Genomic DNA, 25,567 nt, shown 5'->3' on the forward strand with positions numbered 1-25,567 from the left:
ATCTCACGTTTACTCTTTTTAGATTGTTCATCGTTTATCTAATGTTCTTGTCGGCAATATGCTGTTTCCCACGATAATTTTCCAGAACTAAAAGAACCATATCACACAAATCTTAAAACTTTCTAAAATACATAGAAAAAACCCTTAAGATTTTCACCCTAATCGATTCAAACAGAATGCCCTTAGAATAAAGAAGATCTGTGGTATCCAGCAAAATTTATTTGGTAAAAATTTTTTTTTTATACTTCCTATTATAATCATCGTATAGTTCATAAATCATCCAATATTTCTTAATAACTATAACTCCCCTATAGTTCCGTAAGAAAAGGTTACCGCCTGTTTTTCAAGATGCTTACTAACCGATGTATTTCTTGCATTTTGCCACGATTGGCAGCTGTCAAAATAAAAACTCAGCAACGTTTCCATTTCCTTCAACAAAACTAGATACAGGCACCTTCCATTATGAATATAAATACCCAAAAAACGAGTAAAGTTTATTAAAAATATGATATATACAAGGTTACCGTTCAAGTAAACAAAAAATGCCGGTTTTCAAAGTACATCATGGAATGTATCAAATGGTATCGAAAGTAAAATAAAATTCCAAGAGCAGTTCCTTGGTTCAAAATTCAGAACGTAAGGAAACAAAATATGTACATGCAAAATATCTAACGAACGTCCGATAGCTTATCAAAATTTCAGAGGATTGAAAAAGACCATGTTTAAAATTCTGGTCTTTTTCTGAGATATTAATCAAAATGGATTCTTTTCTTGTGATTTATATATAGAAATAGTTTGATTTTTAAGTGTATAAACTCTATCTCTTTTACATAATTCTTGGTAGTTTACCTAATAATAAATAGCCTCATCAAGTTTTTGATGAGGCTGGCCATTACGTATAGGCATTAAAGTTTTAGCACTAAAATCGATATATCTTCAGGGTAATTCCTTTAGTTTTGAACGGCTCTAGTATTATAATATTCTTCAAGAGTAATTCCGTGGCTCATAATAGTTTGAGCTGTAGATTTGCCTACATATCGAAGGTGCCATGGTTCATATTTATAACCAGTAACTGATTCTTTTCCTTTAGGGTATCGGATAATAAAGCCATAATCATCTGCATGTGCCTGTAGCCATTTTGCTTCTTTAGTACCTCCAAAGCAATCCTGTGCCGCGCATTTACCATTTCCCCCTGTCACATCAATAGCGAGGCCTGTTTCATGTTCACTTGTTCCAGGTATCGCACTGTATGTGGTAGCTTTTGCATAACCATCCCTTTTTACATAATAATCAAATAGAGCAACTTGTGTAGCATGTGATCTGTACGCAGATACACCGAGGAGACTTACTCCCTGCTTCTTGGATTCCGCAAATAATTTGTTAATGGCAGCAGCTGCTTCACTTCGCATTTTTCTCTTTTCTGTCTTTTCTTTAAAAGTAAACGGTATCGACGTATATACTAAGTCTTTTGGTACATAATTTTCTGGTAGCTTATTTTTTTTATTGACTAGAACTGGAATACTTTCAGGCTTTGCAACAACCTGTATGGCGCCAGAAGACGGAGGGGATACCTTTACATATTGGCTACTAACATATCCTGTTTGACCGTTTATGCTAACCTTTAGCCAACCATTCGCATTTTTTCCAGTTACCATTAGCTTTGTGCCCGGTTTAACGGTTGTTATAATTTTATTAGTTGTAGAAGGACCTGTACGGACATTCAGGTTAGCAGTTGCTGTATAGATTACAGTAACTGTACTAGAGCCAGAGTTTGATATTTTTACATATTTACTACTAACATAACCTGTTTGACCGTTTAAGCTAACCTTTAGCCAACCATTCACGTCTTTTCCAGATACCGTTAGCTTTGTGCCCGGTTTAACGGTTGCTATAATTTTATTGGCTGTAGAAGGACCTGTACGGACATTCAGGTTAGCAGTTGCTGTATAGGTTACAGTTGCTGCATTAGCTACATTTGGTTCTAACCCCTTAATAATTGCATGGTTAAAACCGATTAAACCTGAACATAAAATAATGAAGGCAAAACCGGTAGCTAGCAATCTCGTTATTTTATTTAGTTTTGTCATTTAGAACACCTCAGCTTTAAGATATATCGTTAAGCAATTAATGTCACTGGGTCATTCTTCCTATTTCCAATTTGAAAGATTATAGGTTAGGTAATAAAATAATTGAAAACAAAAAGAACCTCTATTTAGACATAACTAATATATGCCTTTCTATAATTACAGAACAAACGCAAAGCTCTAAAACCCCTAAATCAAATTGTATTAAAGTCCACCATCTAAACCGTCAATCTTCACTCCTCTACTCCAATCACGATCGATTTTTAATTTATTTTTTGTGGTGGAAAGGGTTAGTTCTCCTTCTTTCTCATAAATTTTAGATGAGTTCTCGTCATAAACTTTAAATTTCATTATATATAAGTAATCTATTGTGCCATCATCATTTTTGCTTTGTTCTTCAAGTTTTATATCTTGCACTTCAATACTTTTTTTAATTTGTTTGGATACCAATTCTGGTATTTGAAATTTACGGTTTGCGATTTCTGCATCATATTGTTCTTCTGTTAAATATACTTTAATACTTTCTGCGATTTCATCAAAAGTTGGGGGATTGGATGGATCTTTAATGGTATAAAGTTCTGTACTATAATCTATAAATAATTTTTCTGCGTCTTTTACATTGACCACATTTTCTTCTTTATCTGGTTTCTCTTCTTTTTCCTTACCATTTTCATTGACCACATCTATGTTGCAAGCAACTAAACCAAGAAACAATACAAACAAAAACAATAAAATAAGAATTTTCCTTATGATAGTCGACGTCACCTCATTTCCAGCAAATGTGCCTTCACTCTACCTTCTATACAAATCGTGAATTATCCTTGTTAAACTAACCAGCCCAGATCGATGCATAAAGAAAAAGCTGCCTTATAGACAGCTCAGATCTACAACTAAGGATGCGTTAGTTTAATAGCATTAGGATTTTTACTTTAATAAAGAATATAGATTAGTATCAAATGAAACATCATTTTGGTACATATAATTTTTCAATATCCCTTCTTTAATGAAACCTAAATTTGTCAACAACTTATCGGATGCTTTATTTTCAATAAAAACAATCGCTCCAATACGCGTTAAGTCAAGCTCTTCAAAACCATAAGAAATCACCTTGCTGACAGCTTCTGTTGCATAACCGTTACCCCAATAATTTGGGAAAAGTGCATAGCTCAGTTCTGCTCTCTTATGTTCATGAGACCATTCTTGAAATCCTATTGTTCCAATGATGCCTTCCTTCCCTTTCAATTCAATTCCCCATTTAATACCACGTTTTTCATCGAAATTCTTAGAAAAATTTCTAATTATTTGCTTCACTTGATCTGTATTTGTCAACGGAGTTTGCCCATAATATCGTAATACATCTGGATTGGAAAAACATTTTAATATATCTAATGCATCACCTTCGACCAATTCTCTTAAGACCAACCTGTTTGTTTCTAGTATAGGAAACATTTTTCCACTCCCTTTGCTTAAAACTAGATTCCTCTAAAAAATTCATGGCCTATTTCGATCAGAGGCACTCCTCAATAACACCCGTACATACTACCCTGGCTACTGATGTATTAGATTTCCAATTTTAAGAAAGGTCAACCAGTATGAACCGGCTAACCTTTTAATAAGAACGCACCTTTAGCTTTTTGAGAGCTCGATTGTAAACTCACTTTTGTTTTTCCGTGGTTTCCAACCTATAAACACATTTCATGATGTATGGATTCCAAATTACTTGCCCTGATGTGATTGGATAGAGCTTCATTTATTAGGATTTGCTGTTAGGTTCCATACTTATTACGACATTACCCTTCTTGTGTCCTTTCTCGACATATCTATGGGCTTGAACTATTTCTTCAAACGAATAATATCTGTCAATGACCACTTTTAACTTCCCCGCTTCAACAAGTTCTTTGAGGAAGTTCAGAGCTTCGGGGGTTTCAGGTGAATTTTGACTCAATATCAGCTTCTTGCTGGTTGTCAATTTAGTCCATAGCATTCGAACACCAGGTAACGGTACGGTGACATTTAGATAGGTTCCGTCCTTCTTTAGCGATTTCATACAAGCTGAAAACGGACTCTTGTTTACAGCTTCAAAGATAGCATCATAGGTCTCACCATCTCTGGAAAAATCCTCTGATGTGTAATCGATGACCTTATCGGCTCCAAGAGATTTTACCAATTCTAAATTCGTAGTACTGCAAACCCCGGTAACTTTTGCTCCGAAATACTTGGCAATTTGTACTGCATAACTTCCTACACTTCCTGAAGCACCATAGACAAGAACCTTTTGACCACTCTGAATGTTAGCTTTTCTAAGATAAAACAATGCTGTACGTGCCCCAATTGGAATGGCTGCGGCTTCCTCAACAGATAAATTATTGGGTTTAATCGAAATTGGTCCGTCTTCAGGCAGGCACTTATACTCGGCATAAGCACCATACCCCACTTGGGAAGCTGCAAAAACCTGGTCACCTGCTTTAAACAACTTGACATCTTTACCTACTGACTCAACTTCCCCAGATAACTCCAAGCCCAAAATGGATTTCTTGGGACGTCTTAATCCCATTATTATTCGAGCAGGCAGCCAAACAGAGAGGGGAACTGTAAAGCTCCGTGACCGAATATCCCCCATTGTTACCGTTGTCGCTTTCACTTTCACCAGTATTTCATTTTCCTTAGGAGTAGGCTTTTCTACCTCTTTCAGTTGAAGAACGTCAGGGGGACCGTACCTTGTGTACACAATTGCTTTCATTAATCCTCCTCCAATTCGTTAAATCCACTTAATATCTACGAATCTTCAATAACTGTTCTTGAACTATCTTGCTCCGTTAGCATTCCTGTAGAGGATTATATATCGGCTTTAAAAAAATAGAGCCCCTCAGTATGATGAGAGTACACAAGCCAAAACTCATCTTAAGGAGGAAACTTACGAACAGCATACATATAAATATGAACCGTTGAGACATGGGTGAGTAAGATCTCCGAGGGTGTCGTCAGAAAGTAAGCAGAAAATGGAATATTAAGGAGTTTAGCTTGAATTTAAGTATTGCACTCTTTAATTATTCCGCATCCCCTCCTATAATCGATTTTGAATAATCTCTTTAAACGCGTTTACAATAGCTTACTCGGATCCTTGTATCTTCATGCCTCTTATAAGTACTTCAGCCACCTCAAGACGCGTTAACTCAAGTTTCCCTTCGAACATCAGCGGGTATATCATCTTTTTCGTTCACCGACAAGAGATGCAATAATAGTCCATCAACGGATTCCAATGCAGTTTTGCTAGTATTCATGTGCTCGGTATACAGGATTCCTCGTTCAATTTCTTTTTTTACCGAATCTAAATAACGGCAAATGTTTATCCCATTCTCAATTACTTCATTAAAAGTTTATCTGTTTGATTCCTTTTGAAACGTCATTTTGAAATTGTCGTTTATCTGGTCATTATTGATTGAACTCCATTCAAATTCTATTAAAAAAGCTATATATCCTCGTGAGGACATATAGCTTTTTATCATTTTTGGAATTGTAATTGATGCAGATTGGCAAAAATGCCCCCCTGCTTAAGTAAATCATCGTGACCGCCCTCTTCAGCAATCCCTTCTTCCGTAACTACAACGATTTTGTCAGCGTTTCGGATAGTTGCCAATCGGTGCGCGATGATTAACGTTGTTCTGTTTTCAGCTAGTTCAGTAAGGGCCTGCTGAATTATTCTTTCCGTTTCAGTATCAAGTGCAGAGGTTGCCTCATCGAGAATTAATATTGGCGGATTTTTCAAAAACATCCTTGCTATTGCAATTCGTTGTTTCTGTCCTCCCGATAATTTCAAACCACGTTCTCCTATTTGTGTCTCATAACCTTCTGGTAGTCCTTCAATGAAAGTCTCTAAATGGGCTTTCCTTGCGGCTTCCAGAATTTGTTCATCCGTTGCATCAAGCATTCCGTACGCAATGTTCTCTTTTACAGTTCCTGTAAAAAGAAACACATCTTGCTGGACAATGCCAATTTGTGACCTCAATGACTTTTTCGTCATCTCTCGAATATCGATCCCATCAATTGAAATTGAACCGGCATTAACATCATAAAATCGTGGGATCAATGAACATATGGTCGTTTTCCCTGCTCCTGATGGCCCGACAAAAGCGATGGTTTCACCTGCTTTAATAGTAAGATCAATACCTTTTAACACGGATTTTTTGTCTTCATAATTAAAAGAAACGTCCTTAAAGGAAATATCCCCTAATAGGGTAGATACCGCGATTGCATCCTTTTTATCCTCGACATCAGGCGCTACATCCAGAAGTTCCGTAAAACGCTTAAAGCCGGCCATCCCTTTTGGATAGAGTTCCATCAACGCACTGATTTTGTCGATAGGCTTAAATAGTACGTTAACATACAAGACGAATGCAACCAGTTCACCATATGAGAGCTGCCCATGAAAAGTTAGCCAGGCTCCCATCACCAACACGGCAAGGGTCATAAACCTCGTCATCATGTAAATGCCTGATAAGCTAAAGGACATTACTTTATATCCTAGAAGTTTAGCTTTACGGAATCTGCGATTATTAGTAGAAAATCGTTTCATTTCATATGTTTCATTCGTAAAGGATTGTACAACTCTCACACCAGAGACGCTATCTTCCACACGGGCATTTACATCCGCAACTTCTGTATACATTTCCTTCCAGGCTTTATTCATCTTTAAATTACTTATGACAATTAATAAAACGAGGAATGGTAAAATACAAACCGATATGAGTGCCAGTTTCACATTGATTGTCAACATAATCCAAAATGCGCCTATAAAAGTCATGAATGCAATGAATAAATCTTCGGGACCATGGTGAGCAAGTTCACCAATATCGAACAGATCATTGGTTATGCGGCTCATGATATGACCGGTTTTCGTGTTATCAAAAAAACGAAAAGATTGTTTTTGCACATGTTCAAATAATTCCTCACGCATATCAGTCTCAATATTTATACCCAATTTGTGACCCCAATACCCTACGATGAACTGTAAGAAGGTACTAATGATATAAAGAAGGAACAAACCGGCACTTACCGTAACAATTGCCGACCAATCGTCCCCAGGCAGCAGTGTATCTATAAACCACTGAACGGCTAGCGGAAATGCGAGTTCAAGTACAGCAACGACCACTGCACTGAAGAAGTCAATAATGAATAACCGCTTATGCGGCAGGTAATATGAAGCAAAACGTCGAATCATCAAATTTTTCTCCTTTTATACATATATTAAGGAGTATAATTCCATATTCAATAATCAGCAAGCATTTCAGAACCGTCATGTTCATATTATGGTAAAATCATCTATATAAACCAGCCCAACCCGGCTCAAGCATTCTATTAAATGAAGGAGTGAATCCAGTGTAAATAAAAAAATCCATTCTAAATATCAATGGACTTTATTCTCGCAAAAGGATGGTATTCATGAAAAACACATCTTTTCGGTCCCTGTGGATAGGTCAGGCGTTTGCAAATCTAGGGGATATATTTTATGTAGTCGGGTTGATTTCACTATTATATACCTTAACGGGATCGGCTTTTTATTTGAGTTTGCTCCCTTTCACTACAACGATTTTTCGATTTATCAGCAGTCTGCTTGCCCCCGTTGTCATCGACAGGTTTCCGTTAAAAAGAATCCTTGTACAATCTCAATGGTGGAAAACTATCTTAATCGTTGTCCTAGGAATCTATATAACAATTACCAATCATGGTATTGCTGTTCCGGTTATATTCTTCATTGCCTTGATTTCATTATTGGATGGAGTCGCTGCCCCGGTTAGCGCAGCTTTGGTTCCACAATTAGTTCCAATGGAAGAACGGATGAAAGCGAATGGTTTCTTGAATGTGGTCACCCAGATCATCTTTGTAGCAGGATGGCCACTCGGTTCCGTTTTATTAATAAGTACCAACAGCAGTATCATTATTTGGCTAACGGTCATACTATTTGCAGGTTCAACGTTCTATACAGTAAAAATTGAAGTCTCAGGACAAACAACGGACACTGTTCATCCGTCAAACTGGGATTCGATTAAATCCGGATGGATTGCGATTCGCCAAATTCCAACTATCCGTACACTCATTTCCATTGATTTTATCACAACTCTAGCTTCAAGCGTGTGGGTAGCTGCCGTTATATATGTGTATGTTGAACAGAACCTGCAACTTGGTGAGGAGTGGTGGGGATACATTAACACAAGCTACTTTATCGGCATGATTTTCAGTGGATTGATCGTCATCCGTTTTGCCAAGTTACTAGAAAAATATATAGGATTCTTCATCACTTTCGGCCTATTTCTCAGTTCACTGTTGATCCTGCTTTTTGGAACTACCAATATTCCTGCTTTGGCTTTGCTGCTGGCATGCCTGTACGGTCTTCCGGAACAAATCCGGGAAGTGATTTACACAAAGCTATTCCAAGACCATGCTTCGGAAAAGACTCTTGCGAAAATTTATTCAGTTTGGGGAGCGGTCATCAATCTTACATTTGCCAGTTCTGTCTTACTGCTGGGTTATATAACGGAAACATACAGTGTCAAAACAACGTTCCAATTTTCTTCCATCCTGATATTCCTTGCCTTTCTTTATGCAATTTTTAAAAGGAAGGACTTACATGGGAAGGAGTTGCACTCAATCACTGTCAAGTCATCCAATATGCCTAGCTGATCTTGCATTCCTTTCGATTCACCGTTAAAGAAAAGGAGCCTTTGTTTTCCATGGCTCCTTTCTTTTTATTGGTTTCAAGGCCAGTCGAACACGATTGGCGCTCATAAATCTTGCTTGGTGTGATTGGCTTGGCCCTGAAAAAAGTCACACAACCAAACAAGCAAAAATATCCTCAACTTCTCTTATCTCCGCATGCACCCAATAATTCTATTTGATAATCAAGATATTCTGTTCGATAAACGCCCAATTCTGTGGGAATTCCAAACCTATCTGCCAATAAGTTGCACCTATCAGTTCATATGCATCAATCACTTCATATTTTGTACTTATCGAACGAATATCTTCAAACCACACAACATGATTCGAATTCTCTCTTCGATAAGTAAAGGTAGGTGAAGCCGCTGAAGTGTCAAAAGTGATTTCCGCCGCAGTTGCAATGGCAAGATTTTGGGCATTTTGAGCTGATAAAGCCTTTGTCTCATGGCTTGGGACTATCCAATCGTATCCATACATAGGAAATGCCGACTGCAATTTATATTCAGGTATTTTCGACAATGCATAACGGAGAACCTCGCCCATCCACCAAAGTGGGGAAATTGGTTCAGGTGGGCCAGTCGGATACCCATAATCAATGGTCATCACGGCAACAAGGTCGGCTGCCTCTCCAATCCCCCGATAATCATGACCGCCTACAATTCGATTATCAGGATTATCCGCTGTTTTTGCATGTACGTTCACATGCAGAATCAGTTCGTTCAACTCTTCCTTTAATTCTTTTAAAAAAAGCACATAATCAGAACGTCTGGCAGGCGGGATGAATTCGATGTCCATACTGACACCCCCATAGCCTTTCTCCCTAACGAAATTCAGCATACTATTGATTAAATTCGCTCTGTATACTGGACTATTAAGGACACCACCCGCCAAGTCAGCATCAAAATCACCGTCTTTAAAGTTCCGGATCATCAATAGCGGCGTCACCCCGGTCTGCTCGCATTTCGCGATAAGGGGGAGATCATCACCATCAGCGAATGCATAGCCTTCATTGGTAAAGGTATAAGCTACAATGGCTAAATAGGATAATTTATCACCATTCTCCTCAAGTGTTTCAAATACTACTCCGCCTGAATCCGGGAAGGCAAACCCCAGCGTAATCAATTGATTTTTGTAAGGAGACGGTATCAAAATTTCCGTGCCGACCTTTAGCGAGTTCGCCACAAGTCCTGGATTTGCCTTCGTGATTGCCGCTGCACTCGTTCCAAAACGAATGCCGATTCCAGAGAGGGTATCCCGACTTTTAATTAGATACCTCCGATTCACCACATTTTCATCAGGTATATACAGTGCCAGGCCAGGAACCAAAGCTGTTGATTCCAATCCGTTGACTTCAATAATCCTCGATGGGTCAACTTTATTTTTCGTAGCAATTTGCCAAAGACTGTCTCCCTTTTTTACAATAATGATCGTCATTCAAAACCCTCCAAACCCCCTCCAAAAAGTTTATGTTATCCAGGTAATTAGATAGAACGAATTATCATATTTCCTAATGATGATATCTTGGATTTTTAGTCTTCAGATGCAATATTTATAAACGGGGAGGTTTAAGTGAATTGGAATAAAGGATTACTAAAAAAGAGGCTGTCCAAAAAGGAAACCCCCCACGCTATAGGACATCAATCGATTTCTGTTTCAGCCATTCTTCCATACATCAAAGCAAATTCTTAATATCGTAGAACTTCCCATTCTCCAAATCTTCCACCTCCAGAAGCTTCAATAGTTTTTCTGCTACAAATTCAGGGCTCCTTAACATGCCCTTCTCTTTATAATCATGAAATTTGTCTCGATCGGAAAAGTCCCGTTCGTCTGCTGACCGGATTGTCCCTTGCATCTCCGTGTCCATTACACCTGGTGAAAAAGATATAAGAGACGTAGGGAACGACACTTTACCCTGTTCCAACCCTGCAACCCGGGTGAACATTTCTAGCCCCGCCTTGGTACTGCAGTAGGCTGCCCAACCATGATAAGGATTTTTTGCTGCACCTGAAGATATGTTCACCATTACCTTCTTTCGGTTCCAGTCCTTAGTCTGTTTAACGAATTCATCCGCCAATACGATGGGTGCCATGAAATTCACCCGCATGCTGGTTTCCAAATTTACTTTACCAAGGTTTCCTACCGGCTTTATCGGTTCAATGACACCTGCATTATTAATGAAGAAAATGTCACTTGTTTCATCGACAGCAGCAAGAATCTCATTGACCAAGGAAGGTAACTTTTCAGTTTCATTCAAGTCCATCGATATAAAAGTAAGTTTCGTCCCGGATTGGTCAGCCATCTCCTCCATTTCAGGATGAGCTGTACGGGAAACTAAAATGCAATGATCACTTGTCCGCAAACATCCCTTGGCAATCGCTGCACCTAAACCTTTTGAAGCACCTGTGATTATAAAAGTTTTCACGGCATTCCCCCCTTTTTTGAATCATTATCTATTGTACCAAAAGAAGCCGCCCATATAGTAAAGGGCCGCTTCTTTTGGTCGACAAAACGAGGTTTGGAATGGTCTCATTCCCTTTCACGATTTAATCGAGGGAATGAATACCACGCCTTAAAATAAGATTGGTTATACTTCAAGATTTTATGAGACACTCCTGCCGAAAAACTTGCTAGCCGAGACACCAGAGGAGACTTTGGCAGACAGTCAGCTGACAGGGAACGGATTTCTAAAACAGCTGGAATGTTTTTTAAATAAAAAATGCAGGCAAACCCGCTTTTCTCGAGTTTGTCTACAGTCTGAAGCGGCCCTTATAGTAATGGCTGCTTATTTATTAAGCTATAAAATCGGTGATACCAGCCTAGCAATGGACTCTTTAAAGCGGATCCATTTTGATCGCTTTTCGAACTCTTCAATTGTAAGGTGCCTGCAGACTTCGACATCCTTATAAAAAATCCTTGTCAGTGTTTCGGCTATTCCTTCATCATATATGAAGGCATTGACTTCAAAATTCAATTTAAAACTTCGGACATCAATGTTAGCAGTCCCCACCGAAGAGACCTCTTCGTCCACCACGATCATCTTAGCATGTATAAAGCCGTTATCATAGATGTATATCTTAGCTCCTGCTCTTAATAACTGCCCTGCATTGAACGTTGTTGCCCAATAAACGAAAAGGTGATCAGGTTTATTCGGAATCATGATCTTTACATCTAATCCCGATAAGCTGGCAATTTTGAGTGCATCCAATAAACTTGCATCAGGTATGAAGTAAGGTGTTTGAATGAGAATCGATTTCTTTGCTGAAGAAATTAATTTAATATAGCCATTTTTAATTTGTTCCCATTCAGAATCCGGTCCACTTGTCACAATTTGCAAATCTATATTGCCTTGAGGCTTTAAAGTTGTAGGGAAATAATGAGGCTGATAAGTTATATCATGGTGCTTTGAAGCCTGATTCCAGTCCAGGATAAAACGTGTTTGAATGGCTTTGACAGCCGAACCCTTTATTCGAAGGTGTGTATCACGCCAATAACCGAATTTTGGATTAAGCCCTAAATATTCATCCCCAACATTAAAGCCTCCAACATACCCTACCTTTCCATCTATAATGACTAACTTTCGATGGTTACGGAAATTCAACCGTAAATTAATAAATTTTAACTTGGATGGAAAAAATGCCTCCACTCGTCCTCCTGCCTGCCTAAATTCCCTGAAGAAACTTTTAGTCATTCCTCTTGAACCCAGCTCGTCATAAAGAAGGCGAACTTTGACACCTTCATTAGCCTTTCTAGTCAAAGCTTCAATGAATCGCTTACCTAGGCCGTCCCTTTGGATGATGTAATATTGTATATGAATATGGTTTTCGGCCTCTTCAATATCTTTAAAAAGCTGGTCAAACTTCCTTTTTCCTTCCGTAAAAATATCGACTTGATTATCTTCCGTAAGAACGGCATCATTGTTTCGGAGGTGCATATAAATCAAATCACGATAATTACTCGAAGAAGCATTTCGAAAGGGAAAATGATCCATAGAAAGATCTTCCATCTGTTTATCAAGGATTTCTTCAATTCCAATCTTCTTCTTGTCCTCCCATTGGAATAAGTGGGCGTGCCTTAAACTCGTTCCAAATAGGAGGTATAAAATAAAACCGGCTACAGGCAGAAAAAATAACACCAATAACCAAGCCCAGGTCGTGCTCGCTTCCCTTCTTTCAAAAAATATGACAATCGTGGCAAATAATATATTAAGAATGATAACGAGGCCGAGCAAAACCGATGTAACATGCGTAAATTCCATAGCATACCCTCACTCAATTTTTATCCCTTTAAGGATAACATGCAAATTCTCTATATCAAAGGATTTGCTTATTAGAAAAGGAAAACAGAGAATTCACAAAAATAGGCCTCTTTCTGTAGAGGCCCATTTAAAGCAATCCATCCACCCGCACACTAAATTTTCCCAGTATGTCAGGTAGTCTTATAACCATTCTCTTAAAATCCCCAACTCACATTTATAAAAAATGCGAGTTTTTACCGACTTTTCACTAATAAATTCACAGCTTCTTTGACTAGCTCTTCGGGATTCTTTTCTCCGGTTTCATTAGCCTCACGAACGCATTCTACGAGATTGGAACTTACAATAACCCCAATTGTCCTATCGATAGCGGATCTAGTGGCAGATAACTGCGTTACTACATCTCTACAATCTTTGTTTTCCTCCATCATTTTCAATATCCCACGAAGCTGACCTTCAATTCGCTTCACTCTATTTTTCATCTGCTTATCATATTCCATGTGAGGTCGGCCTCCTACCCTGCCTATTACTTATGAATCCTATCCAGACATCCATCACAAAACCCATTCAGTATTAAATGAAGCTTGATAAAAATCTTACAATTTATAATACATACCACTTACGTATTTTTGTCAAGTGCCAATATCCTAGCTCCATATGTAATTTCTATTTTTCTACAAGAAGACTCTGTGCAACAGCCTCAGAAAACTCGATCGTCATTTGGGGAACATAGGTTTTTAACAAAGCATTTACTATAGGAGCTTTAGCTCCTTTTGCCGAGATAGCCAGGCAACCAGTCATTTTAGTCTGTCCATTTCCGCACTGTTCTGCAAGAAAATAACCATGCCCATCAAATTTTTCATTTAATCCCTTAAGTTTAAATGTTACCTTATCGGGTTCGTTCCATTCCAATATATTCACTTCAAGTTTAATTTTCTTTTTCATTAATCCCAAATCGCTTTTAAACTCCCATATAAGTGTCCCATCATTTATCATCACATGATTGATATATCCTGGGACAAGAGGTGCCCAACGATCTATGACACTGACAAATCCCCATACTGTTTTTATTGGAACAGGTAATATGATACTATGCACACCTTCTGACAAAGCAGTTCCCCCTTAAACATTTTACTTACATCTTTTTAATGTATGGCTGAACAATATTGAATAGAACGGTTAGATACGGAAACAAATTTTCACGATATTACCTCTTGGATTTGTTTTATATACGAGTTAAAAGATTTGGATCATTAAAAACCTTCAACCATTCAAATTCAAAGAATCGCCCCTCTGAAATAACGGGACGATCCTTTTATGCCTTTTACTCGTTAATCGGACGCAAATTCTACCGTATACATATTCAATTTTGGATCAGGGTTAATCCAGGCGCTCTCAAACACGAAGACCACTTTATAATTTACGTAATCTGTATAAGTGACATAATACATTCCTTCTTGCTCCTCTTCACTTACAGGTTCACCAATCAATCCCTTCATCTTAGATAAATGAATCGTTTGCAATTGCGGATCAAAATCCTCAATTGCGGTAATCGTTTTTCTACCTGTTGAGCCGTCATAGAGAAATCGGACATTACGGCTCCAATAATTAGCTGCAACAGTACTTAAATCTTCCGGTGTACCCCATTCTTTTTCCACTTTCTTCAACGAATCACCTACAGAAAATGGTTTACTGTTAATGGATTGTTGGGATTCATAGGCTAATCCCATGATCTGCCTAATCAAGAGATCTGGCGTGGACTGTGATGATATTGAAGCTGAAGAAGCAAAAACAGCCTGCCCACTAAACATGAAAAATGCCAGCATTAGAAATGTAAAGCTTCGGATAAAACGATTCACTTGTTTCAAAGTTATCCTCCCTTTTCTCGTGATAATGACTACTTATACTATTTTAACCGCTTTTAATTAGGGATCCCGAAAATTCAAGGTAATCCAGCAGTTCTATATATGCTCAATAATTGAGAATAATACCATCTTCAATCCTCTTAAACGTGTCATTCTTCACTCATAATAAGGACGTTATATCTTCAACAAAATGAAAGTTTTTTGGAACAAAAATTATTTGCCGTTTGGAAACAGGGCTAAATAATACTGTGCAAATGATTTAGACTGTTACTGAATGAATTGCCTATATCATTCCATTTGGTTTTACCTTTACTATTAATATTCGTTGGTATTTTGGACACATGCCATTCGTACTGAAAAAAATCTTTTCAAAGTGATGAGCATTCCAAAAGATTAAGAACTGCTTTTTTGTTTCAGGAACGAAATCGGAAGATGGGAATGAAGTAGCCATCATTTTCAGAGGCTACTGAATCTACCGTAACAAAAAACGAGTATAAATGCCTCTCTTCAAGCTATGAATTCCATTTACAATCGGGGCATTGCATTTTATACACGTCTTGTCTTAATTTAGTTATTCCCATAAAACATAACACATCGTTACGATTTAGCTCTATCTCGATTTATTGATCCTTTCAATCGAAAGATTAATACCGATCATGCCATTTCAAGTGGACCACATTTCATTCTAATTGCCCTAATTTTAAAACTACGACTAAAACAATTTTATTTGGTTAACTTGATGCAAATGGCGCCAGACACTGTCCAAACCCGCACAAAAAAACGGTTGACAGCGTTTTCTTATAAAGATAGTATATTTATTACAAGTTAACGATGATGGAGATTTGGAGACTCATGCTTTAATAGACCTTTTAAACAAAAAGGGCACTATTTAGGTGTGGGTTTTTTTATGTTTCAACATCGATACTTAACTTGGTTCAAAATTATAATAAGGAGGAATTCGATGCTCAAATTATTTAAGCCTGCCCTACCAGTGGAAAGATTACCTGAAGATAAAATAGATTCTGAATATAAGAAACTCAGATTACAAGTTTTCATCGGAATCTTCATTGGTTATGCAGCGTACTATTTAATTCGCAAAAACTTTACCATGGCAATGCCATATTTAAAGGAGGAAGGGTTTACAACTGGAGAGCTGGGTCTTGCATTATCAGCCATTTCGATTTCATATGGGATAAGTAAGTTTGTAATGGGAACTGTGTCAGACCGAAGTAATGCACGGTACTTCTTGCCAGTAGGATTGATTCTTGCTGGAATTGTTAGCTTACTTATGGGCGTCGTTCCATTTTTCACATCATCGGTTGCAATTATGTTTATTATGTTATTCATTAATGGATGGTTTCAAGGAATGGGTTGGCCTCCATCAGGCCGAGTACTTGTTCACTGGTTTAGTGTTAGTGAAAGAGGTGGAAAAACAGCGGTATGGAATGTTGCCCATAACGTGGGTGGTGGCTTAATGGCACCATTGGCGATTGCAGGTGTCTCCATCTTTGCAACATTTATGGGTTCTTCTTATTCAGGTTATGAAGGGATTTTTATACTACCTGCTATAGTTGCTATTATAATCGCAATCATTTCTTTTATCTTAATACGCGATACACCACAATCAGTTGGATTACCTCCAATTGAAGAGTATCGTAATGATTTTCCAAATAAAATGAAAAAAACGTTTGAAACAGAATTGACAACAAAAGAGATATTATTTAAATATGTTTTAAATAACAAATGGGTTTGGGCGATTGCGATTGCAAACATCTTTGTTTATTTCGTCCGTTATGGGGTACTTGATTGGGCTCCGACCTATTTAAGCGAAGAAAAAGGCTTCAACATGGACGAATCCAGTACGGCTTATTTCTTATATGAATGGGCAGGCATTCCGGGAACTTTATTATGCGGTTATATCTCGGATAAAGTTTTTAAAGGGCGTCGTGGACCGGCTGGGGTTGTCTTTATGCTAGGAGTATTAATCGCAGTCCTTGTTTACTGGTTTAACCCTGCAGGTAACCCAATGATTGATATTATTTCACTAATTGCTATTGGATTCTTAATTTATGGGCCTGTAATGTTAATTGGTCTACAAGCACTTGATTTAGTTCCTAAAAAAGCTGCCGGTACTGCAGCAGGACTGACTGGCTTATTTGGATATTTAGGTGGATCAGTAGCGGCTAATGCCATTATGGGATATGTAGTGGACTTTGCAGGTTGGAATGCAGGCTTTACATTGATAACAATTTCTTGTGTTCTAGCAGTAGTGGTTTTTGCATTTACATGGAATGTTCGTGGACAGGAAGTAGTAAAAGGCTAATACAGGAAACATTTAGCTCAAGCTTCCCCTTTAGATGTATTTCTAAGGGGGATTAATTTTTTAGGACAATGGCCAAAAATACCACAAAATAAACTTACAAGCCTCATTCATAATCTGAATATTCGGTTTTTTTATCTTCGCACGCAGGTGTGCGTATGAATGAGCAAAATTTCATATTAAAATATTATTATACAATAAAAAACTATGCCTATAAACCAATGGTCCAATAGGCATAGTCATACCAACAAAATTATATAGTTTAATGTCTTCTACAAATTTACTGGTTATTCCCGATCGAAAAGAGATGCACCTGCTATACCAGGCTTTGTCATCTCATAAGGATTTAAAATTAAATCCAATTCTTCTTCAGTTAACACATCATACTGTAAACAAAGTTCGCGAACTGATTTTCCTTTTAAAATCGCTTCACGCGCAATACGTGAAACCACTTCGTAACCAAGGTGCGGGTTGACCGCTGTAATCACTCCAACACTTTGTTCGACATAATCTTTTAAATGTTGCTCATTCGCTTCAATGCCTTCTAAACAATAATCTGTAAAGACATTAAAAGCATTGTTCATAATGCTGATAGATTGCAATAAATTGAATACAAGCACTGGCTCCATTACATTCAACTCTAGTTGCCCCGCTTCTGATGCTAAGCATATCGTATTATCGTTCCCGATCACTTGGAAAGCGACTTGATTAATTAATTCTGGCATTACTGGATTTACTTTTCCTGGCATGATGGATGAACCTGGTTGACGAGCTGGAAGAGTGATTTCTCCTAATCCCGCTCTTGGTCCTGAAGCCATCAAACGTAAATCATTAGCAATTTTAGACATATTCATCATACATACTTTCAATGAAGCTGAAACTTCAGTATATGCATCCGTATTTTGGGTTGCATCTACTAAATGTTCTGCTCCGACAAGTGGCAATTCACTGATTTCAGCTAAATACTTAACAACATTTTCAATGTAACGCGGATCTGCATTTAATCCCGTTCCAACTGCAGTTGCTCCCATATTCACTTCATATAAATGTTGACGTGATTGACTGATTCTTTTTATATCCCGCTCTAATACGCGACTATATGCTTCAAATTCTTGCCCGAGACGAATTGGCACTGCATCCTGAAGATGTGTGCGACCCATTTTGATAACATGATCAAATTGTTTTGCTTTATTCTTTAGGACCGTACTCATCTTTGTCATTGTTTGTATTAACTGCTCTAATAGTCGTAGTGTTGATAAATGAATGGCAGTTGGAAATACGTCATTCGTCGATTGTGACATGTTAACGTGGCTGTTTGGACTAACATGAACATACTCACCTTTATTGTGTCCCATAAGTTCTAACGCTCGGTTGGCAACGATTTCATTAATGTTCATATTCATCGAAGTGCCCGCGCCGCCTTGAATTGGGTCAACGATGAAATATTCATGCCACTTTCCATCGACCACTTCATCTGACGCTTTAACGATAGCGTTTCCAATACCTTCATACAAGCGTTTGGTATCCATATTTGCTAAAGCGGCTGCTTTTTTTATCATAGCAAGTGCACGAATCATTTCTTCATTGACTTTATAACCGGTAATCGGAAAATTTTCTACAGCGCGTAAAGTTTGTATTCCATAATAAACATCTGCTGGAATTTCCTTTTCCCCAAGAAAGTCTTTTTCAATTCGGTATGTTCTCTCATCTATCAACATTTCCTCTTGCCCCTTTGTTTGTTCTAGAATGTAATGTCCTCTGCAATCGGTGTTTCCATCAATTCCTTCACCTTTTTGGGATCCTGTGTCTTTGCTAATATCCACATCAACTTAGGAACGATGGCTTCTGTATTCATATTTCTGGAACGAATGATGACATTCTTATTTACTTTTCGTCCCACTTCGTATATATCCATATCCTCCCCTTCCTCTAAACATTGGGTAGTAATGACAATGGATATTCCACACTCGGCCAACTCATTCAACTTCTCTAAAATATTTCTTCCTTGAAACGGAATACCTCCGCTCCCATAACTTTCAATTACAATTCCCCGATATTGATTTTTCAGAAAATCAAAGAATTCGGGCTTAATCCCCGGATATAGCTTAACCAAAGCAACATCAGTACAAATGGAAGCATCTAACTTGGCTTCCTTATTCTTTGTTGATTGAACTGGCTTAAGATACTCAATTTTATCTTTTGATATGGAAGCAATATAAGGATAATTAATACTTTCAAACGAATCATAGCTTTTCGTTCTCAATTTAATGGCCCTTGTACCCTGGATGACTCTACCATCAAAAACTACATATACGCCTCCAATATCTTCACAAGCAAACCGAATCGCATCAGAGATATTTCTTTTGGCATCCGTCTTTTTAAAGGCAATTGGGATTTGAGAACCTGTAATAATAACTGGTTTCCCTAAATCTTGTAACATATATGAGAGCGCAGCTGAAGTGTAAGCCATCGTATCTGTCCCATGGGTGATCACAAAGCCATCGTAATCATGGTAGTGCTCATGGATGGATTGTGCCATTTCTGTCCAATCTTCCGGCTGCATATTTGTACTATCGATATTCATCAAAGGCTTACTATCAATCTGACATAAATCTAATCCCGGAAGGTGACCTAAAATTTCGTCAGCTTTCATCCCTGGAACCAGTCCATTTTCCCCTTCTAACGATGCAATTGTACCACCGGTAGTAATTAACATCAACTTCTTAATTTTTGACTTCAATTTCTCCAATTTACTACCCCCTATAAAGCCTCCCTGTATCCCAATCATTCTAAGCATCTCAGAAAGGATGTATTCATTGTAAATGTTCATGTTACGCGTACATCACATGTAATTATAGTTCTGTTCAAGTGTGAAATCAAGCTAAAGTTATTCATTACGCGTACACTTTATTGTCATATGATGGTATAATGGATTTATATAAAAGGAGAGTAATAAAAATGATATTAAATAGATTAACTACATTAAGGAAGTGCAAAAGGTGGTCTTTGCAATATACGGCTGACAGGCTCGGAATCGCCAAGAGTACCTATGCAGGTTACGAATCGGGCCACCGCCGCCCTTCATTAGAAACGATTAATTTATTAGCCGGCTTATATGATACATCCACCGATTATCTTCTAGGTAGAGTAGATTATCCAGCTTCTCTGCCTAAAGAGGTTTCCACAGAATCACTTCAGGTCTTGGAATTAACCGATTTATCAAATATGAAGCTTTCTGTCGATGGAATTTCTCTTTCTGAAGAAGAAACGATTCAATTTATTGCTTTTATTAGAGCTAAGCGAGAAGTGGAAGTAAATCGAGATAAACTTAATAAAACAAAAGAGCCATTGGGCTAAGTTCTGGTAAGTGGAATCTGATATAACCTTTCATTTAGCAACAAAAATACGAAATCAAATTGCTATTTTCCTGAAACATTTATGAGGGACAGAACCGTTTGACATAACGCAGGGTCTTATAGTTATAAAGTGGACTTATTGCACTATCTCCTGATAGTTGGGATTAACTTACTTGGAAAATTAAGATATGGTAGGCTTGATAGATTCTTTAAGAACATGAACTCCCTTAACTTTTGTTAGGATAAGTTGTCCTCGTTATTGAAGTTCGCACTTCCATGACTAAAATGATCGCTATTTTTTTATGACAAGATAATATGTGTACAAATAGATTATACTACTAACTGGTCTGGGCTCTGTAATAAACCAATGTCCCGAGAAAGTAAGTTGGAGGTTTTTTATCATTTAATAGAAGAAAGTCGTCTTATCATAGATCCTCCATTATTTTTATCCTGTTTTCCACTCTTCTTACAAAAAAATTTAACAGAATTTTTTGTAATTCTTCCGTTTTCCCTCCATTTATTCGCTTATTTAAATTTAATCACTCCGACTTTCCAATGACAGAAAAAACCATAGCATAGCTCATGGTTTTTTCCCAATCTCATATATGGAAATTAATGAAATCTTTAAAAGAAAATACGAAGCTGAATGTTGGAACCATCATCATGAAGTGGAACATACGTTATTATTCATGTGCTGTTTTTCGGAAAGCGAAATTTTATAAGCCTTAAAAGAATGGGAAATTGCTTAAGCAAACAATAAAATTGCAATACCTTGCTAGTACTATCTTATGAGCATATTTTAAAAATGACTAAACTATATACTGCTTCCCAATAAATTAAGGCATCTCGTCTTCTTTTTCCCGATTTTTAAAAGCTTCATGTGTGACAATATCCTCTATCTGTTCATATTGTCGACTGTGTTCTTTCTCTTCGCTTATTCTATTATTAGGTAAATTCCCTGGATGTCCTTTTTCTTTGTGATTAAAATTTTTACCACGACTCATATTCATTCTCTCCTTTCTATTCTTGTTTGTTTAGTTTTCCCAAGCGTAAAAAAAATATGATTTAATTTCCCTTTTTACTGATCGTGAATCATTTTGTTAATAAGGAACTTTCATTCTAGGTTGACTCACATCTCATTGCTTCTTGCTTTAATGAAGGCTGTTTTACATTGTTGCCTTAAGCAGTTTGGCTAAAAAAGTAAAGGTGAATCTGAACCTGCTGCAAAATCGGATACATTACTCTCTAAATCCCGAGAGATAGCACCTAATATTTCCAAATCCCTCCTTTCTCGTTCAATATTCGTCTAATTGTACATCATGACCCAAGCAATCAAGCGGCAAGATCTGCAACCACCGTTAAGTAGGCGCAATTCGGTCAAGTGCATACATGAAACGAATCAACTTATTTCAGAAGCCCCTAGAAACAATAAGAAATTCTCCCTTTCCTTTCAATAACTCAAATCTGAATAAAGAGACAAAAAGAACAGGAACCGCCTGATTAAGACGATTCCTGTTCTTTTTATTTTTGACAAGACGAGAGGGAGGGTTTTCCCACTTCTTACATAGCTTATAAAAACAGTTTGAAATCCAAAAAAAAGGCTATGAGGATACCACCTCGGATGGTCGCCACTTTCTTGAAATCTCTTCAATATGATGAGGTGCCGTTCTGCAGCAACCTCCAATCAAACGTGCCCCTGCATGGTGCCATTCTTCGGATTTCAGGTCGAACTTGTTACAAGATTCTTGACCATGCCATGTTTTGGTATCCGGATTATAAGTTTCACCAGAATTCGGATAAACAATAATTGGTTTTTTCGTGTTTGCACTCAACACATTGATAGCTTCCGTGACAACTGATACTGGTGCACAGTTAATGCCAATCGCTGCAATTTGCTCATTTTCCTCAAACAACCTCGTACACTCCTCCAGCAATGTACCGTCACTTATCGCTTTCTCATCTTTCAAGGAAAAGGATAGCCAAGCATACACTTCTGGATAATCTTTCAATAATGAATCCAATACTTTTGCTTCTTGAAGGGATGGAATCGTTTCAAATGCTAAGAGATCAGCACCTGCTTCAATCAAAACTGATATTCTTGGGCGATGAAATTCTACTAAGGTTTCATCTGAAACACCATAGTTTCCTACATATTCTGAACCATCTGCAAGGTACGCCCCATAAGGTCCAACTGATGCAGCAACCAATGGCTTGGGTCTATTTGTTTGCGTTTCATCCTTCCAATAATCATCCCTTGCTTTCCTTGCGAGTAACACCGTTTTCCGAATTAACTCCATGGCCTCTTTTTCTTGTATCCCATGCAGGGAGAAACCTTCAATGGTGGCTTGGTAGCTTGCAGTTATCGCACAGTCCGCTCCAGCACGAAAATAAGCAGAGTGAACCTTATAAATCACTTCTGGATTTTCAATTAATACACGTGCAGACCACAGGGGATCGTCCAAATCACATCCATACCGCTCAAGCTCTGTAGCTAGAGCTCCGTCCAGAATCATGACTGAATGATCTCGTAAAATAGCGTCAATTGGGTTTATTTTATTCTTCATGATTTTACTCCTCTTTTCTTTGAAGATTGTGTAATATAATAAGTTCCATAGCAAAACAAAATAAATGGAATACCACAATAAAGTGCTATCCTTTGTGTAGGGTCAAAGGCAATTCCTATACAAGAAGCAAGACAGAGTATGAAAGAAACGATTGGTACGAACGGATATAATGGTGTACGATAAGCCAAATCATTTACTGAATTTCCTTCTTTTATAAAACGTCTTCTGAATAGGAACTGTGAAGCGCTAATACTCATCCAAACTACAACCACGGCTAGACCCGAAATGGATACAAGGACGATATACACCGTATCCGGTGCAATAATACTCGAAAACAAGGCTAAGCCACCACCCAACATACTGAAAATGACTGCATTTATCGGAACACCTCTTTTTGTCAATTTTGCAAATATAGGTGATATCGTTTTCTTATCTGCAAGGGACCAAAGCATTCTGGAAGAGGCATATAGACCTGAGTTTGCAGCAGACAAAATGGCAGTTAAAATAACAAAGTTCATGATATCCGCTGCATATGGCACTCCAATTCGTTCAAGAACTGCAACAAAGGGGCTCTCTAATACGCTTGCATCCGAAACAGGCAATAATGCGGATAATACAACGATGGTTCCTACAAAAAAGATGATCAATCTCCATAATGTCATGCGGATTGCCTTTGGTATCGTTTTTTCTGGATTCACAGTTTCTCCAGCTGCAATTCCGATTAATTCAGTTCCAGAAAATGCGAAATTCACCGCAAGCATCGTCATTATAATGGCAAAAGCACCATTCGGAAATAAACCTGCACTTGTAAAATTGGAAAATAGCGGTGCTGATTGTGAGTTAGTCATTGGAATAAAACCTACCATTGTCGCTGCTCCCAAAATAATAAATATCACAATCGCAATTACCTTTATAGACGCAAACCAAAATTCGGATTCAGCGAAAAACTTAACGGTCCAAGCATTTAATGCCAAAACCAATATGGCAAATAGAGCACTCCATATCCAGACATTGATTGATGGAAACCATCGCTGCATCAACAATCCTGCAGCCGTGAATTCCGAACCTAGTGCAACAGTCCAGGTTAGCCAATATAACCAGGCTACTGTAAACCCTGTCCCTGGTCCGATGTATTTGGCTGCGTAGCTATGAAACGCACCTGTCTCGGGCATATGTACTGCCAGTTCACCTAGACATAGCATAACTAGATAAACCACTAATGCTCCAATCAGATACGAAAGGATAGTGCCAAACGGGCCAGCCTGCTGAATCGTATAACCCGAACTTAAGAACAAACCTGTTCCAATCACCCCGCCAAGCGATAGCATGATTAAATGCCGTGTTTTCATTTCCCTTTGAAATTCTTGTTTCCTTTTGTTCTCCATTCATACTCTCCTTTATCCTGCATCCAGAAAAAACGAAAACGCACTCTAAAAAGAGTGCGCTACTGACAAATAAAAACGTACGGTCTTATCTATCAAGGTTTCACCCCCTGGAATTAGCACAGTGTCTTAGCGGACCTGTTGCTGAGGTTTCATAGGGCCAGTCCCTCCACCTCTCTGGATAAGAAATTAATTTTTTATAACTTTATCAATCTATGAAAAAATTGTCAAGTTTTGTTTTGGAATATAAAGAATTCCCTTTACATTCTGACGATTTCGTCACCTCCGGCATGATTGCTTGTTTTGGTACAGTCGCTCACCGTATTAGAATTGCAGATAATGCTAACCGGGAATAAATTTGGTATAAAAAAAAATGACGACATCTTAAAAGATGACGCCATTTTTTCTTTCTTATCCACTTAAGGTCGTTCCATTTCAAATAATTCCCCTAGTTTTGTATAAGTATGACCCGCCAATCTTGCTACAGGTTTAAGCCCATTCTGGTCAATTCGGCCATTATGGTAAATATCATGCTCTATATGATAGCAGACTATTTTCCCTATCAATAAATCACAACCAGGTTTATCTAGGGAACCTCCCAATGGAATCGCATGCTCTAATGTACATTCAAAGCGTACCTTCGCTTCTTGCAATCCTGGTACGGATACCTTATTACTAACAGCCGTCGTGAAATTGGTCAGGCCCAATTCACTTTCATCTGATGGGAGTTCCTTGGCCGTTCGATTTGCATCAGCAACATTGTTTTCATCAGTGATATGAACAACGAATTCCCCTGATTGAATTGCATTTCGGGCAGTGTCCTTTGAAACTCCTTCTTTCCGTTGAACAGAAATGGAAATCATCGGAGGATTGGAACTGACTATGTTAAAAAAGCTGAACGGCGCTATATTGATGGTACCGGTTTCGGATTGTGTCGTAACCAGAGCTATGGGTCTCGGTATAATGCTTCCAGTCAAAAACTTATAATTTTCCCGTTCAGTCAGACTTTCAGGATTTACTGAAATCATCA

At 38.0% G+C, this 25,567-nt stretch carries 20 protein-coding genes, 1 pseudogene and 1 riboswitch; of the genes and pseudogenes, 3 read left to right on the forward strand and 18 right to left on the reverse strand.

The annotated features are described in order from the left end of the window. Positions 1–950: 950 nt before the first annotated feature. The 6 genes and pseudogenes from QUF78_RS15030 to QUF78_RS15055 form a co-directional block, all read right to left on the reverse strand. Positions 951–2,087, reverse strand: a complete 1,137-nt coding sequence (locus tag QUF78_RS15030) for a D-alanyl-D-alanine carboxypeptidase family protein (protein ID WP_289325297.1) — start codon at positions 2,085–2,087, stop codon at positions 951–953. Between the two features lie 201 nt (positions 2,088–2,288). Then, positions 2,289–2,798: a hypothetical protein gene (locus tag QUF78_RS15035; protein WP_289325298.1), complete on the reverse strand. Its 510-nt coding sequence runs from the start codon at positions 2,796–2,798 to the stop codon at positions 2,289–2,291. A gap of 210 nt (positions 2,799–3,008) precedes the next feature. Beyond that, on the reverse strand, positions 3,009–3,533 hold the full coding sequence (locus tag QUF78_RS15040; RefSeq protein ID WP_289325299.1) for a GNAT family N-acetyltransferase: 525 nt from the start codon (positions 3,531–3,533) through the stop codon (positions 3,009–3,011). A gap of 304 nt (positions 3,534–3,837) precedes the next feature. After that, complete coding sequence (locus QUF78_RS15045) at positions 3,838–4,824, reverse strand: NAD(P)-dependent alcohol dehydrogenase (protein ID WP_289325300.1); 987 nt, start codon at positions 4,822–4,824, stop codon at positions 3,838–3,840. Positions 4,825–5,260: 436 nt separating this feature from the next. Further along, positions 5,261–5,390, reverse strand: a pseudogene (sat, locus tag QUF78_RS15050) (sulfate adenylyltransferase); the annotation flags it as partial. A gap of 196 nt (positions 5,391–5,586) precedes the next feature. Beyond that, positions 5,587–7,302 carry an ABC transporter ATP-binding protein gene (locus QUF78_RS15055; protein ID WP_289325301.1) on the reverse strand — a complete coding sequence of 572 codons (1,716 nt, stop codon included), beginning with the start codon at positions 7,300–7,302 and terminating at the stop codon, positions 5,587–5,589. Positions 7,303–7,523: 221 nt separating this feature from the next. On the opposite strand from QUF78_RS15055, the gene QUF78_RS15060 reads away from it, so the two are divergent. Continuing rightward, positions 7,524–8,762, forward strand: coding sequence for an MFS transporter (locus QUF78_RS15060; RefSeq protein WP_289325302.1), 1,239 nt, complete (start codon positions 7,524–7,526; stop codon positions 8,760–8,762). 207 nt (positions 8,763–8,969) lie between these two features. On the opposite strand, the gene QUF78_RS15065 is transcribed toward QUF78_RS15060, so the two are convergent. The 6 genes from QUF78_RS15065 to QUF78_RS15090 all read right to left on the reverse strand — a co-directional run bounded on the left by QUF78_RS15065 (position 8,970) and on the right by QUF78_RS15090 (position 14,909). Beyond that, positions 8,970–10,232, reverse strand: a complete 1,263-nt coding sequence (locus QUF78_RS15065; protein ID WP_289325303.1) for a glycosyl hydrolase family 18 protein — start codon at positions 10,230–10,232, stop codon at positions 8,970–8,972. Positions 10,233–10,470: 238 nt separating this feature from the next. Beyond that, positions 10,471–11,220 (reverse strand): (S)-benzoin forming benzil reductase, encoded by a 750-nt coding sequence (locus QUF78_RS15070; protein ID WP_289325304.1) that lies wholly within the window; start codon positions 11,218–11,220, stop codon positions 10,471–10,473. A gap of 372 nt (positions 11,221–11,592) precedes the next feature. Then, positions 11,593–13,053: a cardiolipin synthase gene (cls, locus tag QUF78_RS15075; RefSeq protein WP_289325305.1), complete on the reverse strand. Its 1,461-nt coding sequence runs from the start codon at positions 13,051–13,053 to the stop codon at positions 11,593–11,595. 233 nt (positions 13,054–13,286) lie between these two features. Further along, entirely contained in the window at positions 13,287–13,550 is a 264-nt protein-coding gene (locus QUF78_RS15080) for a metal-sensitive transcriptional regulator (protein ID WP_289325306.1), read from the reverse strand. 166 nt (positions 13,551–13,716) lie between these two features. Further along, entirely contained in the window at positions 13,717–14,160 is a 444-nt protein-coding gene (locus tag QUF78_RS15085; protein ID WP_289325307.1) for an SRPBCC family protein, read from the reverse strand. A 221-nt stretch (positions 14,161–14,381) separates the two neighbouring features. Beyond that, positions 14,382–14,909 (reverse strand): DUF4309 domain-containing protein, encoded by a 528-nt coding sequence (locus QUF78_RS15090; RefSeq protein WP_289327327.1) that lies wholly within the window; start codon positions 14,907–14,909, stop codon positions 14,382–14,384. Between the two features lie 967 nt (positions 14,910–15,876). Between QUF78_RS15090 and glpT the strand changes: the two genes are divergently transcribed. Next, entirely contained in the window at positions 15,877–17,238 is a 1,362-nt protein-coding gene (glpT, locus tag QUF78_RS15095; RefSeq protein ID WP_289325308.1) for a glycerol-3-phosphate transporter, read from the forward strand. A 284-nt stretch (positions 17,239–17,522) separates the two neighbouring features. Here the strand turns inward: glpT and aspA are convergent, their stop codons facing one another. Both aspA and QUF78_RS15105 read right to left on the reverse strand, forming a co-directional pair. Then, positions 17,523–18,953, reverse strand: coding sequence for an aspartate ammonia-lyase (aspA, locus tag QUF78_RS15100; RefSeq protein ID WP_289325309.1), 1,431 nt, complete (start codon positions 18,951–18,953; stop codon positions 17,523–17,525). A gap of 23 nt (positions 18,954–18,976) precedes the next feature. Next, positions 18,977–19,963, reverse strand: a complete 987-nt coding sequence (locus QUF78_RS15105; protein ID WP_289327328.1) for an asparaginase — start codon at positions 19,961–19,963, stop codon at positions 18,977–18,979. Between the two features lie 230 nt (positions 19,964–20,193). Here QUF78_RS15105 and QUF78_RS15110 point away from each other — a divergent pair, with 230 nt between their 5' ends. Continuing rightward, the gene (locus QUF78_RS15110) at positions 20,194–20,592 is read left to right on the forward strand and encodes a helix-turn-helix domain-containing protein (RefSeq protein ID WP_289316167.1); all 399 of its coding nucleotides are present in this window, start codon (positions 20,194–20,196) and stop codon (positions 20,590–20,592) included. Between the two features lie 835 nt (positions 20,593–21,427). On the opposite strand, the gene QUF78_RS15115 is transcribed toward QUF78_RS15110, so the two are convergent. From QUF78_RS15115 to QUF78_RS15130, 4 genes are all read right to left on the reverse strand, one after another. Next, positions 21,428–21,595 (reverse strand): hypothetical protein, encoded by a 168-nt coding sequence (locus tag QUF78_RS15115; protein ID WP_162878727.1) that lies wholly within the window; start codon positions 21,593–21,595, stop codon positions 21,428–21,430. 597 nt (positions 21,596–22,192) lie between these two features. Further along, on the reverse strand, positions 22,193–23,155 hold the full coding sequence (mmuM, locus tag QUF78_RS15120) for a homocysteine S-methyltransferase (RefSeq protein ID WP_289325310.1): 963 nt from the start codon (positions 23,153–23,155) through the stop codon (positions 22,193–22,195). After that, positions 23,152–24,540, reverse strand: coding sequence for an S-methylmethionine permease (gene mmuP, locus QUF78_RS15125; protein WP_289325311.1), 1,389 nt, complete (start codon positions 24,538–24,540; stop codon positions 23,152–23,154). Before mmuP ends, mmuM begins: the two co-directional genes overlap by 4 nt. Positions 24,541–24,622: 82 nt before the next feature. Next, a riboswitch (SAM riboswitch) is annotated at positions 24,623–24,725 on the reverse strand. A gap of 231 nt (positions 24,726–24,956) precedes the next feature. After that, positions 24,957–25,565, reverse strand: coding sequence for a flavin reductase family protein (locus tag QUF78_RS15130; RefSeq protein ID WP_289325312.1), 609 nt, complete (start codon positions 25,563–25,565; stop codon positions 24,957–24,959). Positions 25,566–25,567: the final 2 nt, after the last annotated feature.

The organism is Peribacillus sp. ACCC06369 (assembly GCF_030348945.1).
In the GTDB taxonomy this organism is placed as follows: Bacteria; Bacillota; Bacilli; order Bacillales; family DSM-1321; genus Peribacillus.